The 15,801-nt window shown below is 65.3% G+C and carries 9 protein-coding genes, 1 tRNA gene and 3 rRNA genes; 10 read left to right on the forward strand and 3 right to left on the reverse strand.

Annotated features, from left to right (window positions below; genetic code table 11):
- Nucleotides 1-6 precede the first annotated feature (6 nt).
- A complete protein-coding gene (gene dapB / locus QFZ76_RS36410; RefSeq protein WP_266433038.1) occupies nt 7-759 on the forward strand; it encodes a 4-hydroxy-tetrahydrodipicolinate reductase in 753 nt (250 codons plus the stop codon).
- A gap of 8 nt (nt 760-767) precedes the next feature.
- Nucleotides 768-1,220 (forward strand): hypothetical protein, encoded by a 453-nt coding sequence (locus tag QFZ76_RS36415; protein ID WP_266433037.1) that lies wholly within the window; start codon nt 768-770, stop codon nt 1,218-1,220.
- Nucleotides 1,221-1,293: 73 nt separating this feature from the next.
- Here QFZ76_RS36415 and QFZ76_RS36420 read toward each other — a convergent pair whose 3' ends face one another.
- Together QFZ76_RS36420 and QFZ76_RS36425 are read right to left on the reverse strand one after the other, a co-directional pair.
- On the reverse strand, nt 1,294-1,848 hold the full coding sequence (locus QFZ76_RS36420) for a hypothetical protein (protein ID WP_307677655.1): 555 nt from the start codon (nt 1,846-1,848) through the stop codon (nt 1,294-1,296).
- Nucleotides 1,849-1,940: 92 nt separating this feature from the next.
- The gene (locus tag QFZ76_RS36425) at nt 1,941-2,177 is read right to left on the reverse strand and encodes a hypothetical protein (protein ID WP_307677656.1); all 237 of its coding nucleotides are present in this window, start codon (nt 2,175-2,177) and stop codon (nt 1,941-1,943) included.
- 201 nt (nt 2,178-2,378) lie between these two features.
- On the opposite strand from QFZ76_RS36425, the gene thyX reads away from it, so the two are divergent.
- From thyX to QFZ76_RS36465, 8 genes are all read left to right on the forward strand, one after another.
- A complete protein-coding gene (thyX, locus tag QFZ76_RS36430; RefSeq protein ID WP_307677657.1) occupies nt 2,379-3,119 on the forward strand; it encodes an FAD-dependent thymidylate synthase in 741 nt (246 codons plus the stop codon).
- A gap of 211 nt (nt 3,120-3,330) precedes the next feature.
- A complete protein-coding gene (gene dapA, locus QFZ76_RS36435) occupies nt 3,331-4,230 on the forward strand; it encodes a 4-hydroxy-tetrahydrodipicolinate synthase (RefSeq protein ID WP_307677658.1) in 900 nt (299 codons plus the stop codon).
- A 153-nt stretch (nt 4,231-4,383) separates the two neighbouring features.
- Nucleotides 4,384-6,069, forward strand: a complete 1,686-nt coding sequence (locus tag QFZ76_RS36440) for a ribonuclease J (protein WP_307677659.1) — start codon at nt 4,384-4,386, stop codon at nt 6,067-6,069.
- A 499-nt stretch (nt 6,070-6,568) separates the two neighbouring features.
- A 16S ribosomal RNA gene (locus QFZ76_RS36445) occupies nt 6,569-8,096 on the forward strand.
- 318 nt (nt 8,097-8,414) lie between these two features.
- A 23S ribosomal RNA gene (locus QFZ76_RS36450) occupies nt 8,415-11,539 on the forward strand.
- Nucleotides 11,540-11,631: 92 nt separating this feature from the next.
- A 5S ribosomal RNA gene (gene rrf / locus QFZ76_RS36455) occupies nt 11,632-11,748 on the forward strand.
- The 16S, 23S and 5S rRNA genes sit together here, the layout of an rRNA operon.
- A gap of 114 nt (nt 11,749-11,862) precedes the next feature.
- On the forward strand, nt 11,863-12,525 hold the full coding sequence (locus QFZ76_RS36460) for a DegT/DnrJ/EryC1/StrS family aminotransferase (protein WP_307680232.1): 663 nt from the start codon (nt 11,863-11,865) through the stop codon (nt 12,523-12,525).
- Nucleotides 12,526-12,612: 87 nt separating this feature from the next.
- Nucleotides 12,613-12,688: transfer RNA gene (locus QFZ76_RS36465), tRNA-Thr, on the forward strand.
- 66 nt (nt 12,689-12,754) lie between these two features.
- Here QFZ76_RS36465 and QFZ76_RS36470 read toward each other — a convergent pair.
- On the reverse strand, nt 12,755-15,508 hold the full coding sequence (locus tag QFZ76_RS36470; protein WP_307677660.1) for a SpoIIE family protein phosphatase: 2,754 nt from the start codon (nt 15,506-15,508) through the stop codon (nt 12,755-12,757).
- Nucleotides 15,509-15,801: the final 293 nt, after the last annotated feature.

Genomic DNA, 15,801 nt, shown 5'->3' on the forward strand with positions numbered 1-15,801 from the left:
AAGAAGATGAGCAAGCTGCGCGTGGCGGTCCTCGGTGCCAAGGGCCGGATCGGCTCCGAGGCGGTACGGGCGGTCGAGGCCGCCGAGGACATGGAGCTGGTCGCCGCCCTCAGCCGGGGCGACAAGCTGGAGACGCTGGCCGAGAGCGGCGCCCAGGTCGCCGTCGAACTGACCACGCCGGCCTCGGTGATGGACAACCTCGACTACTGCGTACGGCACGGCATCCACGCCGTCGTCGGTACGACGGGCTGGACCGACGAGCGCCTCGCGCAGCTCGAGGGCTGGCTCGCCGAGTCCCCGGAGACCGGCGTGCTCATCGCGCCGAACTTCTCCATCGGGGCCGTACTGACGATGAAGTTCGCGCAGATCGCCGCGCCCTACTTCGAGTCCGTCGAGGTCGTCGAGCTGCACCACCCGAACAAGGTGGACGCCCCGTCCGGCACCGCCACCCGCACCGCCCAGCTCATCGCCGACGCCCGCCGCGCGGCCGGCTCCGCCCCGGCGCCGGACGCCACGGCGACGGCCCTGGACGGCGCCCGCGGAGCCAGCGTCGACGGCGTTCCCGTGCACGCCATCCGCCTGCGCGGCCTGCTCGCCCACCAGGAGGTCCTGCTGGGCGGCGAGGGCGAGACACTGACCGTCCGCCACGACTCCCTGCACCACAGCAGCTTCATGCCGGGCATCCTGCTCGGCGCCCGCCGCGTGGTGACCACCCCGGGCCTGACCTTCGGCCTGGAACACTTCCTGGACCTGGGCTGACACCCGCCATGCGAGCCAAGCTCTCCTACGCCGTAACGGCCGCCGTCCTGGTCTTCTACTTCGTCCTGGTCGGCAGCCGCGGCGTCATGCTCATCCAGACCGGCACGCTCCTCACCGTCACCTTCGGCGTGGCGGTGCTGATCCTGCCGGTCATCGGCGTGTGGTTCCTGTGGAAGAACACCCAGTTCGTCCGCAGGGCCAACCAGCTCGCCGCCGAACTCGACGCCCAGGGCGGCCTGCCCGTCGACGAGCTGAAGCGCACCCCCGGCGGCCGCATCGACCGCGACTCCGCCGACGAGGTCTTCGCCAAGCGCAAGGCCGAGACGGAGGCGGCCCCCGACGACTGGCGCAGCTGGTTCCGCCTGGCCGTCGCCTACCAGGACGCCCGCGACACCCCGCGCGCCCGCAAGGCCATGCAGCGGGCGATCGCCCTCCACGACGGCAAACCGGTCCAGGTCTGACCGCTCCAGCCGTACGCCGAAGGGGCCGGCCCGCACCAGATGCGGACCGGCCCCTTCGCCGCGCTGCCGGACATCAGCCCCGCCGGTACTCCTCGCCCCACGCCTCGACCGCGTCCGACGCCCTGTCGAAGGCCTCGGCACGCGCCAGGAAGTCCGCGTTGTGCGTGGTCAGCAGGGCCTGCGCGTCATCACCGGCACGGTCGTGCCGTACGAGGAGCAGCGCCTGTCCCTGAACGGTGCGCGGCAGCCCGAGCCAACGCACCGGCTGCTGCACCGTCCGCACGGCCGCCACCCGGTCCCAGCGCACCGTATGCGTGAGGAAGAAGCCCACCCGGCGCAGGCCGAGCGCGCTCACCCACACGCCTACGCGCAGCAGCCGCAGGGCACCGGCTATGACGAGCAGCGCGATGCCGAACACCACACCCGCTTCGGACACCGAGCCGGTCAGCGCGATGATCACGGCCGCGAACAGCACGTACGAGGCGAGCAGCAGCAGGATCGCGGCGGCGCCCACGCGCCACGGGCCGGGGCGGTAGGGGCGCCGCCAGCGATCGCGGTCGTCGAACGGCAGCGCGACGTCGTCCGTCGCCTCGAATGCGCGGTCGGCCGTCAGGAAGGGCAGGGGCACGGCTGGGTCCTCACTCAATCCATCCATGGGCTGTGCCCGGTGAGGTTATCGACCTGTACCCCCGCTCACCACCTTTGGGGGTCCGGATGGAGTCAGTGCCCCTGGGACGCCTGGGACTGCTGTGTCTGCGCCGACTGATCCTGACTGAGCGCGGGCATCCCCACGACCAGGGAGCCCACGAGTGCGGCGATGATGGTGAGCCCCAGCAGCCAGCGCCCGGCTATGTGACTCACGGACGCCCGCTCGCGGGGCGGGGGAGTGACATTGCTGCGGAACTTGTCGGCTTCGGCGAGGAAGGCGAACGGTACGGGTTCGCGCCGACGGAACATCGGGGGTACTTCTCCCTTCCGGGATCGAACGAGTGACTCTCACTGACACAGACGAGCGGGTGCCCCAAAAGGTGCCACCTTTCGCCGAATTCGCAGAAGTTCACCGAAGTTGTCGCCTCCCGGCACCGAACGCCCCGATGTCAGTGCCGGGCCGTAGAGTGGGCGCCGCCCGAGAGAAGTGATGGAAGGACCCTCCGAGCCGTGACCGACACCCCCGCCGACGACCTCAAGCCCAGCTTCCGCAGCGACGTCACCGTGGAGCTCGTCAAGCACACCGCGTCCGACGCCGACGTGCTCTTCGCCGCCCGCGTCTCGACCGTCGGCGAGCAGTCCCTGGAAGAGCTGGGCAAGGACCCGGAGCGCTCCAAGGGCCTGATCAACTACCTCATGCGGGACCGGCACGGCAGCCCCTTCGAGCACAACTCGATGACCTTCTTCATCAGCGCCCCGATCTTCGTCTTCCGCGAGTTCATGCGACACCGCGTGGGCTGGTCGTACAACGAGGAGAGCGGCCGCTACCGGGAGCTCCAGCCGGTCTTCTACGTCCCGGGCGAGTCCCGCAAGCTGGTCCAGGAGGGCCGCCCCGGCAAGTACGTCTTCGTGGAGGGCACCGAGGCCCAGCGGGAGCTGGCCGGTCGCGCCATGGAGGACTCCTACCGCCAGGCGTACGAGGCCTACCAGGAGATGCTCGCCGCCGGCGTCGCCCGCGAGGTCGCCCGCGCGGTCCTCCCCGTCGGCCTCTTCTCCTCGATGTACGCCACCTGCAACGCCCGCTCGCTGATGCACTTCCTCGGTCTGCGCACCCAGCACGAGTTGGCGAAGGTCCCGTCCTTCCCGCAGCGTGAGATCGAGATGGTCGGCGAGAAGATGGAAGCCGAGTGGGCCAAGCTCATGCCGCTCACCTACGCGGCCTTCAATGCGAACGGCCGTGTGGCGCCGTAACGCACCCTCGTTCTCCCGCAGGGCACAGATGTGCGGGTCAGCCCCACGAAGTGTCCGTATTGCGGCATTTAGAGAAGTTCATCTAGCCTGATCAAACGGACCCGGCACTGCTTGAACCCCCGAGCAGGCAGTGCCGGGCTCCGCATTTGTCACCACTTGTCGCCTCCCCCGAGGGCAGACCCGGCCTTGAGCAGCGAGTAGCGTGTTACCCATGGCTCCGACCTCCACTCCGCAGACCCCCTTCGGGCGGGTCCTCACCGCCATGGTCACGCCCTTCACGGCGGACGGCGCACTCGACCTCGACGGCGCACAGCGGCTCGCCACCCACCTGGTGGACGCAGGCAACGACGGCCTGGTCATCAACGGGACCACCGGCGAGTCGCCCACGACCAGTGACGCGGAGAAATCGGATCTCGTACGAGCCGTCCTGGAGGCCGTCGGCGACCGCGCCCACGTCGTCGCCGGCGTCGGCACGAACGACACCCACCACAGCATCGAGCTCGCCCGCGCGGCCGAGGAGACCGGCGCACACGGCCTCCTGGTCGTCACGCCGTACTACAACAAGCCCCCGCAGGAGGGCCTGTACCGACACTTCACAGCCATCGCCGACGCCGCCGAGCTGCCGGTCATGCTGTACGACATCCCCGGCCGCAGCGGCGTCCCGATCAACACCGAGACACTCGTCCGCCTCGCCGCGCACCCGCGGATCGTCGCCAACAAGGACGCCAAGGGCGACCTCGGCCGCGCCAGCTGGGCCATCGCCCGCTCCGGCCTCGCCTGGTACTCCGGCGACGACATGCTGAACCTGCCGCTGCTCTCCGTGGGCGCGGTCGGCTTCGTCTCGGTCGTAGGCCATGTGGTCACGCCCGACCTGCGGGCCCTCGTGGAGGCCTTCGCCTCCGGTGACGTCCAGAAGGCCACCGAGATCCACCAGAAGCTGCTCCCGGTCTACACCGGCATGTTCCGCACCCAGGGCGTCATGACCACCAAGGCGGCGCTCGCCCTCCAGGGCCTGCCTGCCGGACCGCTGCGCGCCCCCATGGTCGAGCTCGCGCCCGAGGAGGTCGAGCAGCTCAAGATCGATCTTGCCGCCGGCGGGGTACAGGTCTAGCACCAGACTTCGCGAATCTCTTCGCGCGATCAGACTTCACAACTGAATAAGCAGGCCACCGGTGCCTGTGTCCACAACGACAACTGCTTCTGCACGAACGTCATGCGCGCCACGTGCCCACCGGTACGTGGCGCGTGTGGTGAGGAGAGTCTTTTGAGTCATCCGCATCCTGAACTCGGCCCGCCCCCGCCGCTCCCCGAGAGCGGCCTGCGCGTCACCCCGCTCGGGGGCCTCGGCGAAATCGGCCGGAACATGACGGTCTTCGAGTACGGCGGCCGTCTGCTGATCGTCGACTGCGGCGTGCTCTTCCCCGAGGAGGAGCAGCCCGGAATCGACCTGATCCTTCCGGACTTCTCGTCCGTCCGGGACCGCCTCGACGACATCGAGGGCATCGTCCTCACGCACGGACACGAGGACCACATCGGTGGTGTCCCCTACCTCCTCCGCGAGAAGCCGGACATCCCACTGATCGGCTCCAAGCTGACCCTCGCCCTGATCGAGGCGAAGCTCCAGGAGCACCGCATCCGTCCGTACACCCTGGAAGTGGCGGAGGGGCACCGCGAACGCATCGGCCCCTTCGACTGCGAGTTCGTCGCGGTCAACCACTCCATCCCGGACGCCCTGGCCGTGGCCATCCGCACGCCGGCCGGCATGGTGGTCCACACGGGCGACTTCAAGATGGACCAGCTCCCGCTGGACAACCGCCTCACCGATCTGCACGCGTTCGCACGGCTGAGCGAGGAGGGCATCGACCTCCTCCTCTCCGACTCGACGAATGCCGAGGTCCCGGGGTTCGTCCCGCCCGAGCGCGACATCTCCAACGTCCTGCGCACGGTCTTCGGGAACGCCCGCAAGCGGATCATCGTGGCGAGCTTCGCCAGCCACGTCCACCGCATCCAGCAGATCCTGGACGCGGCCCACGAGTACGGCCGCAGGGTCGCCTTCGTCGGCCGCTCGATGGTCCGCAACATGGGCATCGCCAGGGACCTGGGATACCTCAAGGTCCCGCCGGGCCTGGTGGTGGACGTCAAGACGCTCGACGATCTGCCGGACCACGAGGTGGTCCTGGTCTGCACGGGTTCCCAGGGCGAACCGATGGCGGCCCTGTCCCGCATGGCCAACCGTGACCACCAGATCCGCATCGTCCCCGGAGACACGGTCATCCTGGCCTCGTCGCTGATCCCCGGCAACGAGAACGCGGTCTACCGCGTCATCAACGGCCTGACCCGCTGGGGCGCGAACGTCGTCCACAAGGGCAACGCCAAGGTGCACGTCTCCGGCCACGCGTCCGCGGGCGAGCTCCTGTACTTCTACAACATCTGCCGCCCGAAGAACCTGATGCCGGTCCACGGCGAATGGCGCCACCTGCGCGCCAACGCCGAGCTGGGCGCTCTGACCGGCGTCCCGCACGACCGGATCGTGATCGCCGAGGACGGTGTGGTCGTCGATCTGGTCGGGGGCAAGGCGAAGATCTCCGGCAAGGTCCAGGCGGGTTACGTGTACGTCGATGGCCTCTCGGTCGGCGACGTGGGCGAGCCGGCGCTGAAGGACCGCAAGATCCTCGGAGACGAGGGCATCATCTCGGTCTTCGTGGTCCTCGACTCCTCGACCGGCAAGATCACAGGCGGACCGCACGTCCAGGCGCGCGGCTCCGGCATCGAGGACTCGGCCTTCAGCGATGTCATCCCGAGGATCACCGAGGTACTGGAGCGGTCGGCCCAGGACGGCGTCGTGGAGCCGCACCAGATGCAGCAACTCATCCGCCGGACCTTGGGCAAGTGGGTCTCGGACAACTACCGGCGCAGGCCGATGATCCTCCCTGTGGTGGTGGAGGTCTGACGGTCCGTCGGCCTACGTCTGCGTGAACCAGGAGCGGGGCGCCTCGATTTGCATCGAGGCGCCCCGCTCCAGTAGGTTTACGGCTCCGCCCAGACGGGAACCCGGCCGCTTCGTGCGCCGGAACCAGTCCCCGGGGAGCGGGAATTCCGACTCAGAACTTCTGATAAAGTCGGAATCGCCGGAAAGGGAAACGCGAGAGCGGGAACCTGGAAAGCACCGAGGAAATCGGATCGGGAAGATCTGGTAGAGTCGGAAACGCAAGACCGAAGGGAAGCGCCCGGAGGAAAGCCCGAGAGGGTGAGTACAAAGGAAGCGTCCGTTCCTTGAGAACTCAACAGCGTGCCAAAAGTCAACGCCAGATATGTTGATACCCCGTCCATCGGATTCTTCCGGTGGCGAGGTTCCTTTGAAGAATACACAGCGAGGACGCTGTGAACGGCCGGGCTTATTCCGCCTGGCTGTTCCGCTCTCGTGGTGTCGACCCGATTACGGGCAAACATTCACGGAGAGTTTGATCCTGGCTCAGGACGAACGCTGGCGGCGTGCTTAACACATGCAAGTCGAACGATGAACCACTTCGGTGGGGATTAGTGGCGAACGGGTGAGTAACACGTGGGCAATCTGCCCTTCACTCTGGGACAAGCCCTGGAAACGGGGTCTAATACCGGATAACACTCCCTCCCTCCTGGGTGGGGGTTGAAAGCTCCGGCGGTGAAGGATGAGCCCGCGGCCTATCAGCTTGTTGGTGAGGTAATGGCTCACCAAGGCGACGACGGGTAGCCGGCCTGAGAGGGCGACCGGCCACACTGGGACTGAGACACGGCCCAGACTCCTACGGGAGGCAGCAGTGGGGAATATTGCACAATGGGCGAAAGCCTGATGCAGCGACGCCGCGTGAGGGATGACGGCCTTCGGGTTGTAAACCTCTTTCAGCAGGGAAGAAGCGAAAGTGACGGTACCTGCAGAAGAAGCGCCGGCTAACTACGTGCCAGCAGCCGCGGTAATACGTAGGGCGCAAGCGTTGTCCGGAATTATTGGGCGTAAAGAGCTCGTAGGCGGCTTGTCACGTCGGGTGTGAAAGCCCGGGGCTTAACCCCGGGTCTGCATTCGATACGGGCTAGCTAGAGTGTGGTAGGGGAGATCGGAATTCCTGGTGTAGCGGTGAAATGCGCAGATATCAGGAGGAACACCGGTGGCGAAGGCGGATCTCTGGGCCATTACTGACGCTGAGGAGCGAAAGCGTGGGGAGCGAACAGGATTAGATACCCTGGTAGTCCACGCCGTAAACGGTGGGAACTAGGTGTTGGCGACATTCCACGTCGTCGGTGCCGCAGCTAACGCATTAAGTTCCCCGCCTGGGGAGTACGGCCGCAAGGCTAAAACTCAAAGGAATTGACGGGGGCCCGCACAAGCAGCGGAGCATGTGGCTTAATTCGACGCAACGCGAAGAACCTTACCAAGGCTTGACATACGCCGGAAAGCATCAGAGATGGTGCCCCCCTTGTGGTCGGTGTACAGGTGGTGCATGGCTGTCGTCAGCTCGTGTCGTGAGATGTTGGGTTAAGTCCCGCAACGAGCGCAACCCTTGTTCTGTGTTGCCAGCATGCCCTTCGGGGTGATGGGGACTCACAGGAGACCGCCGGGGTCAACTCGGAGGAAGGTGGGGACGACGTCAAGTCATCATGCCCCTTATGTCTTGGGCTGCACACGTGCTACAATGGCAGGTACAATGAGCTGCGATACCGTGAGGTGGAGCGAATCTCAAAAAGCCTGTCTCAGTTCGGATTGGGGTCTGCAACTCGACCCCATGAAGTCGGAGTTGCTAGTAATCGCAGATCAGCATTGCTGCGGTGAATACGTTCCCGGGCCTTGTACACACCGCCCGTCACGTCACGAAAGTCGGTAACACCCGAAGCCGGTGGCCCAACCCCCTTGTGGGGAGGGAGCTGTCGAAGGTGGGACTGGCGATTGGGACGAAGTCGTAACAAGGTAGCCGTACCGGAAGGTGCGGCTGGATCACCTCCTTTCTAAGGAGCACTTCTTACCGATCCCTTCGGGGTGAGGTCAGAGGCCAGTTCATCGGCGAACGTCCGGTGCTGGTTGCTCAAGGGTGGAACGTTGACTACTCGGCACACTTGATCGTCTTCTCCTTCCAGTACTGCTCGCAAGAGCGTGGACCGTTGAGGGGAGCGGGAAGGGTGTCGGGCACGCTGTTGGGTGTCTGAGGGTACGGGCTTTCGAGTCTGGATCTTCGGTGCCGGCCCCAGTGAACTCGAACCGGTTGGTTCGGGGTGATGGGTGGCTGGTCGTTGTTTGAGAACTGCACAGTGGACGCGAGCATCTGTGGCCAAGTTTTTAAGGGCGCACGGTGGATGCCTTGGCACCAGGAACCGATGAAGGACGTGGGAGGCCACGATAGTCCCCGGGGAGTCGTCAACCAGGCTTTGATCCGGGGGTTTCCGAATGGGGAAACCCGGCAGTCGTCATGGGCTGTCACCCATACCTGAACACATAGGGTATGTGGAGGGAACGCGGGGAAGTGAAACATCTCAGTACCCGCAGGAAGAGAAAACAACCGTGATTCCGGGAGTAGTGGCGAGCGAAACCGGATGAGGCCAAACCGTATACGTGTGAGACCCGGCAGGGGTTGCGTATGCGGGGTTGTGGGATCTCTCTTTTACGGTCTGCCGGCCGTGAGACGAGTCAGAAACCGTTGATGTAGGCGAAGGACATGCGAAAGGTCCGGCGTAGAGGGTAAGACCCCCGTAGTCGAAACATCAGCGGCTCGTTTGAGAGACACCCAAGTAGCACGGGGCCCGAGAAATCCCGTGTGAATCTGGCGGGACCACCCGCTAAGCCTAAATATTCCCTGGTGACCGATAGCGGATAGTACCGTGAGGGAATGGTGAAAAGTACCGCGGGAGCGGAGTGAAATAGTACCTGAAACCGTGTGCCTACAAGCCGTGGGAGCGTCGCTGTATGTGCTTGCACATACAGTCGTGACTGCGTGCCTTTTGAAGAATGAGCCTGCGAGTTTGCGGTGTGTTGCGAGGTTAACCCGGGTGGGGTAGCCGTAGCGAAAGCGAGTCCGAATAGGGCGTTTCAGTAGCACGCTCAAGACCCGAAGCGGAGTGATCTAGCCATGGGCAGGTTGAAGCGGAGGTAAGACTTCGTGGAGGACCGAACCCACCAGGGTTGAAAACCTGGGGGATGACCTGTGGTTAGGGGTGAAAGGCCAATCAAACTCCGTGATAGCTGGTTCTCCCCGAAATGCATTTAGGTGCAGCGTCGTGTGTTTCTTGCCGGAGGTAGAGCACTGGATAGGCGATGGGCCCTACCGGGTTACTGACCTTAGCCAAACTCCGAATGCCGGTAAGTGAGAGCGCGGCAGTGAGACTGTGGGGGATAAGCTCCATGGTCGAGAGGGAAACAGCCCAGAGCATCGACTAAGGCCCCTAAGCGTACGCTAAGTGGGAAAGGATGTGGAGTCGCACAGACAACCAGGAGGTTGGCTTAGAAGCAGCCACCCTTGAAAGAGTGCGTAATAGCTCACTGGTCTAGTGATTCCGCGCCGACAATGTAGCGGGGCTCAAGCGTACCGCCGAAGTCGTGTCATTGCAGCATATAGCCCCAACGGGTGCTGTGATGGGTAGGGGAGCGTCGTGTGCCGGGTGAAGCAGCCGCGGAAGCGAGTTGTGGACGGTTCACGAGTGAGAATGCAGGCATGAGTAGCGATACACACGTGAGAAACGTGTGCGCCGATTGACTAAGGGTTCCTGGGTCAAGCTGATCTGCCCAGGGTAAGTCGGGACCTAAGGCGAGGCCGACAGGCGTAGTCGATGGATAACCGGTTGATATTCCGGTACCCGCTGTGAAGCGTCAAACATTGAATCAGGCGATGCTAAGTCCGTGAAGCCGCCCTGGAGCCTTCGGGCAAAGGGGAGTGGTGGAGCCGACGGACCAGACTTGTAGTAGGTGAGTGATGGGGTGACGCAGGAAGGTAGTCCAGCCCGGGCGGTGGTTGTCCCGGGGTAAGGGTGTAGGCCGAGTGGTAGGTAAATCCGCCGCTCATCAAGGCTGAGACCTGATGCCGAGCCGATTGTGGTGAAGTGGATGATCCTATGCTGTCGAGAAAAGCCTCTAGCGAGTTTCATGGCGGCCCGTACCCTAAACCGACTCAGGTGGTCAGGTAGAGAATACCGAGGCGTTCGGGTGAACTATGGTTAAGGAACTCGGCAAAATGCCCCCGTAACTTCGGGAGAAGGGGGGCCATCACTGGTGAGAGGACTTGCTCCTCGAGCTGGGGGTGGCCGCAGAGACCAGCGAGAAGCGACTGTTTACTAAAAACACAGGTCCGTGCGAAGCCGTAAGGCGATGTATACGGACTGACGCCTGCCCGGTGCTGGAACGTTAAGGGGACCGGTTAGTCACTCTTCGGGGTGGCGAAGCTGAGAACTTAAGCGCCAGTAAACGGCGGTGGTAACTATAACCATCCTAAGGTAGCGAAATTCCTTGTCGGGTAAGTTCCGACCTGCACGAATGGCGTAACGACTTCTCGACTGTCTCAACCATAGGCCCGGTGAAATTGCACTACGAGTAAAGATGCTCGTTTCGCGCAGCAGGACGGAAAGACCCCGGGACCTTTACTACAGTTTGATATTGGTGTTCGGTTCGGCTTGTGTAGGATAGCTGGGAGACTGTGAAGCTTGGACGCCAGTTCAGGTGGAGTCGTCGTTGAAATACCAGTCTGGTCGTGCTGGATGTCTAACCTGGGTCCGTGATCCGGATCAGGGACAGTGTCTGATGGGTAGTTTAACTGGGGCGGTTGCCTCCTAAAGAGTAACGGAGGCGCCCAAAGGTTCCCTCAGCCTGGTTGGCAATCAGGTGTTGAGTGTAAGTGCACAAGGGAGCTTGACTGTGAGACCGACGGGTCGAGCAGGGACGAAAGTCGGGACTAGTGATCCGGCGGTGGCTTGTGGAAGCGCCGTCGCTCAACGGATAAAAGGTACCCCGGGGATAACAGGCTGATCTTCCCCAAGAGTCCATATCGACGGGATGGTTTGGCACCTCGATGTCGGCTCGTCGCATCCTGGGGCTGGAGTCGGTCCCAAGGGTTGGGCTGTTCGCCCATTAAAGCGGTACGCGAGCTGGGTTTAGAACGTCGTGAGACAGTTCGGTCCCTATCCGCTGCGCGCGCAGGAATATTGAGAAGGGCTGTCCCTAGTACGAGAGGACCGGGACGGACGAACCTCTGGTGTGCCAGTTGTCCTGCCAAGGGCATGGCTGGTTGGCTACGTTCGGGAGGGATAACCGCTGAAAGCATCTAAGCGGGAAGCCTGCTTCGAGATGAGTATTCCCACCCCCTTTGAGGGGTTAAGGCTCCCAGTAGACGACTGGGTTGATAGGCCGGATCTGGAAGCCCAGTAATGGGTGGAGGTGACCGGTACTAATAGGCCGAGGGCTTGTCCTCAGTTGCTCGCGTCCACTGTGTTGGTTCTGAAACCACGAACAGCCCCGTTGTCGGGCCACGACAACGGTGCGGCTGAAACAGTTTCATAGTGTTTCGGTGGTTATAGCGTGAGGGAAACGCCCGGTTACATTCCGAACCCGGAAGCTAAGCCTTACAGCGCCGATGGTACTGCAGGGGGGACCCTGTGGGAGAGTAGGACGCCGCCGAACAATTTTTCAAAGGGTTGGATCCTGAACTTCGGTTCGGGGTCCAACCCTTTTTTGTTGTGCGTCACTTGAAGTTCACGTTGCGCTACCACGATCACCGACATGGGTACTGCTGCAATGCTCAGGGCCGCTGGTGTCGGAGTCGGCGACGAGGTTGTCGTGCCGGCCTTCGGAAACGTGGAAGTCGCCGAGGCCGTGGTCCTGGCGGGGGCGCTTCCAGTGTTCGCCGACATAGATCCGGTGACGTACTGCCTGGACTCGTCCGCTGTCGAGGCGGCCATAACTCCGCGTACCGCGGCCGTCGTTGTCGTACACCGCTTCGGTCGGCCGGCCGACATGGTGCGGCTGCTCGGGGTGGGGGAGCGGCACGGGCTGCTTGTGCTCCAGGAGGGGGAGTCCGGGGAGCCGTACGACGAGATCGCTCAGCGGAGGCAGCGGGCTGGGTATCTCGATGCGAAGTTGAGGGGTGTGCGGACGCCTGATGGCGGTGACGGGCACACCTATCAGCAGTACGTCGTGCGGGTACCGGGGAACGGGCGGCCGGATCGGGACGCCTTTGCCCGGGCCGTGCAGGCCAAGGGGGTTGAGTGCCGGGTGCCGGTGAAGACGCCAGTGCACCGGCTGCCCGAATACCGTCGGTGCGTGTCCCTGCCGGAGACCGAGCGGGCCGCGGACGAGACGCTCGCTCTTCCGGTGGATGCCGCGTTGACCAAGCGGGACATGCAGCGGATTGTGGGGGCGTGCAATGCCCTTGGGGGACTGCTCCAGCCGGCTTTCTGAGGACCCGTGAGGTGGTTGGGGGTACGGGTCTGTTCGGGGTATGATCTATTCCGTTGCCGCGGGGGAAATCCCTCGAAAAGGTGACTGGCCCCTATAGCTCAGTCGGTAGAGCGTCTCCATGGTAAGGAGAAGGTCAACGGTTCGATTCCGTTTGGGGGCTCCAGCAAAAAGGCCCTCGCCCTTACGGGCGGGGTCCTTTCGCATGTCCTTTTCCGTTCTTTCGGTTCCTTCAGTCCTTGTGGAGGCCCGGTACGCGCATGGCGAGGATCGCCATGTCGTCTGAGGGGGCGTCCTGCGCGAAGCGTTCCACCGCGCGCATGATGCGGGCGGCGACCGCGCCTGCCGTGAGGCCGGTGCAGGTCGTGAGGACGTCGGCGAGGCCGTCGTCGCCCAGCATGCGGGTGCCTTCACGGCGTTCGGTGACGCCGTCCGTGACGCAGAGGAGGACGTCGCCCGGGTCGAGGGTGATCGTCTGCTCGTAGAGCTCCAGGTCCTCCATGACTCCGAGGAGCGGCTGGGGCTCGGCGGCCGGTTCGACGGTGCCGTCCTGGCGGAGGCGGAGCGGGAGGGGGTGGCCGGCGCAGACCACCTTCAGCTGGGCACTGCCGTCCTCCTGGGGCCACAACTCGCCGTAGAGGAGGGTCAGGAAGCGGCTGCGGGCGCCCTCGTCGAGGATCGCGGAGTTCAGGCGCTCCAGGACCGCGGGACCGCTCAGGCCCTCCCGGGCCAACAGTCGGAGGGCATGGCGGGCCAGGCCCGTGACGGCCGCCGCGTTCGGGCCCGTGCCGCAGACGTCGCCGATGGCGAAGCCGTACGCGCCGTCCCGGATCGGGAAAAGGTCGTAGAAGTCGCCGCCGACCTCGTTGCCCTCGCCGGCCGCGCGGTAGATGACCTCGACCTCGACGCCGTCGATCTCGGGGAGTTCGGGCGGCAGGAGGCTGCGCTGGAGGGACTGGCTGATGGCGGTGCGCTCGGAGTAGAGGCGGGCGTTGTCGAGGGCGAGGGCGGCCCGGCGGGACAAGTCCTCGGCCAGTTCCAGGATTTCCTGGCGGAAGTGCTCGTCCGTGGGCTTGCCGAGGGTGAGCATGCCGATGACCCGGTTGCGGGCCACGAGGGGAAGGACCACCGTTTCGCCGCCGACGGCGGAGGCCGTGGCGAGGGTGGGGCCGATGCCGGATGTGACCTGGTGCGGCGGGCCGCCGCTCATGCCGAGGCTGCGCATGGAGCTGCGCAGGGCGGCCTGGTGGGCTGCCTCGCCGGGGGCCGACCAGACGCGGGCGCCGGGGGTGGGGACCGGGTCGGGCGGGGCGACCTTCGACAAGAGGGACTTGATGCCGTCGATCAGTTCCTCGTCCTCGTGCAGGACGTACGACAGGTACGGCTCGGAGGCCTGGTCGGCGATCGTGTAGACCGCGCACCAGGTGGCCAGGGTCGGGACCGTCATCTGGGCCATCAGGGCCAGTGTCTGGTCGCGGTCCAGGGTGCCGGCGAGGAGGTCGGAAGCCTCGACGAGGAAGCTCAGGGAGCCTCGGCGCAGGCGTTCGAGTTCGCCGAGGCGGGCGGACTCGACCGCCAAGGCGATGCGGTCGGCGGCGAACTGGAGGCGCAGCGCCTCTTCGTTCGAGTATCTCCCGGGAGATTCGGCGGCGACGCCGAGTGAGCCGGTGAGGCGGCCTTCCACCTTCAGGGGGACCGTGACGACGGAGCGCATGCCGGTGCCGCTCAGCAGCGGTACGGCGCCCGGTACGGCCGTGAGGTCGTCGTGGACGGCCGGCATGCGGGCCGAGCCGTAGCGGCCGGGGCCCGCCTCGACGGGGACGCGGGCGAAGCGCTGGCGGGCCGAGGGGAGGCCGGTGGAGGCGCGGACCTCCAACTCCGTTTCGTCGTCGGTCGCCAGGAGCAGGAAGGCGGAGTCGCCGTCGAGCATGTCGCGGGCGCGTTCCACCGTGCGCTGGAGGAGGCCGTCGAGGTCGTCCGGGGCCGGGGAGCCGATGAACACCTCGAAGGGGTCGGTGCTCTGGCCGTCGGACCCGGTGTTCGTGTCGGAGGCCGGGACGCGCAACGGCGTCTGCAGGACCGCCCGTTCGTGGTCGCGGACCAGGAGGCAGACCGTGGAGGGCTCGCCGCCCGTGTCGCGGACGCGGAGGTGGGAGGCGTACACGGAGCTGACGCGGCCGTTGGCGGCCCTGATGCCGTAACTGCCCTCCCAGCGCGAGAGTTGCAGGGCCTCCGCGATGCCGGTGCTGGTGCCCGGGGTGTGCGGCCAGGCGGCGAGGTCGGTCAGCGGTTTGCCGAGGACCTGTTCGGCGGCGTAGCCGAAGAGTTCCTCGGCGTCCTCGTTCCAGGACGTGAGGGCGCCGGTGCGGTCGATCTGGACCACGGCGACGCGGACGCGGCCGTCGGCCAGCGGGAGGAGGTCGGCGGGCAGCGCGGGGCCCGCGGCGCGGGTGCCCACCGGACGTTCGGGGAGGTCGAGCTGGAACCAGACCTGCTTGTGTGTGGGCGTGTACTCCACGCCCCAGTGGCCGGCCAGTGCCGCGCACAGTTGGAGGCCGCGGCCTCCCTCCCGGTCCGGGCTGCCCATGTCGACGGCCTGCCCCTGGAGCGGGATCTCGCGTTCCGGATAACGGTCGGCGACCTCCACGCGTACGCCGTCGTCGCTCCGTAGACACAACACGTCGGCTGAGGTGCCGGCGTGCACCACGGCGTTGGTCACCAGTTCGCTGGTGAGGACCACTGCGTCGTCGATGATGTCGGCGAAGCCCCAGCCCTGGAGGGTGTCGCGGACGAAGGCGCGGGCGCTCGCGACCGATCGCCCGACGGGCTCGAAGCTGGCGGCCGCGCGCGCGGTGATCACAGAACTCCTCGGCCGGTTGTCGACGTGCAGGGCTCCCTGGCCGGCGAGCTCGTGCCGCTGATGCGGCAGGCCGCTGGTCGGCCGGGGGTCCGGGGGCTGTCCCCCAGGGATCAGTCCGGTGGTCATGTGTGCGGCCGCCCCTCCGATGCCCGCTCGTTCTTGTGCCACCGCCCAGGCCGGACGGACCGGCGCGGCTGGACAGCCGCATGCAAGGTTACTTACCTTCCCCGTCCATGCGGATGCCGGTCTGCAGTGTTTCCGTCCGGAGGGTGTGCGGACGATGTGCGAAGCTGCCGAACTGTTATGGCCTGGTTCGGCCAGGGTGAAACACTGGGCAAGCTTCTGGTGAAGGTACTGGCAGGCTGAGTGTGATGTGCACACGGTGGGCAGCAGCCCCGGGTGGCCTGATACAGCGGGCA

Source organism: Streptomyces sp. V4I2, assembly GCF_030817655.1.
Taxonomy (GTDB): domain Bacteria; phylum Actinomycetota; class Actinomycetes; order Streptomycetales; family Streptomycetaceae; genus Streptomyces; species Streptomyces plumbiresistens.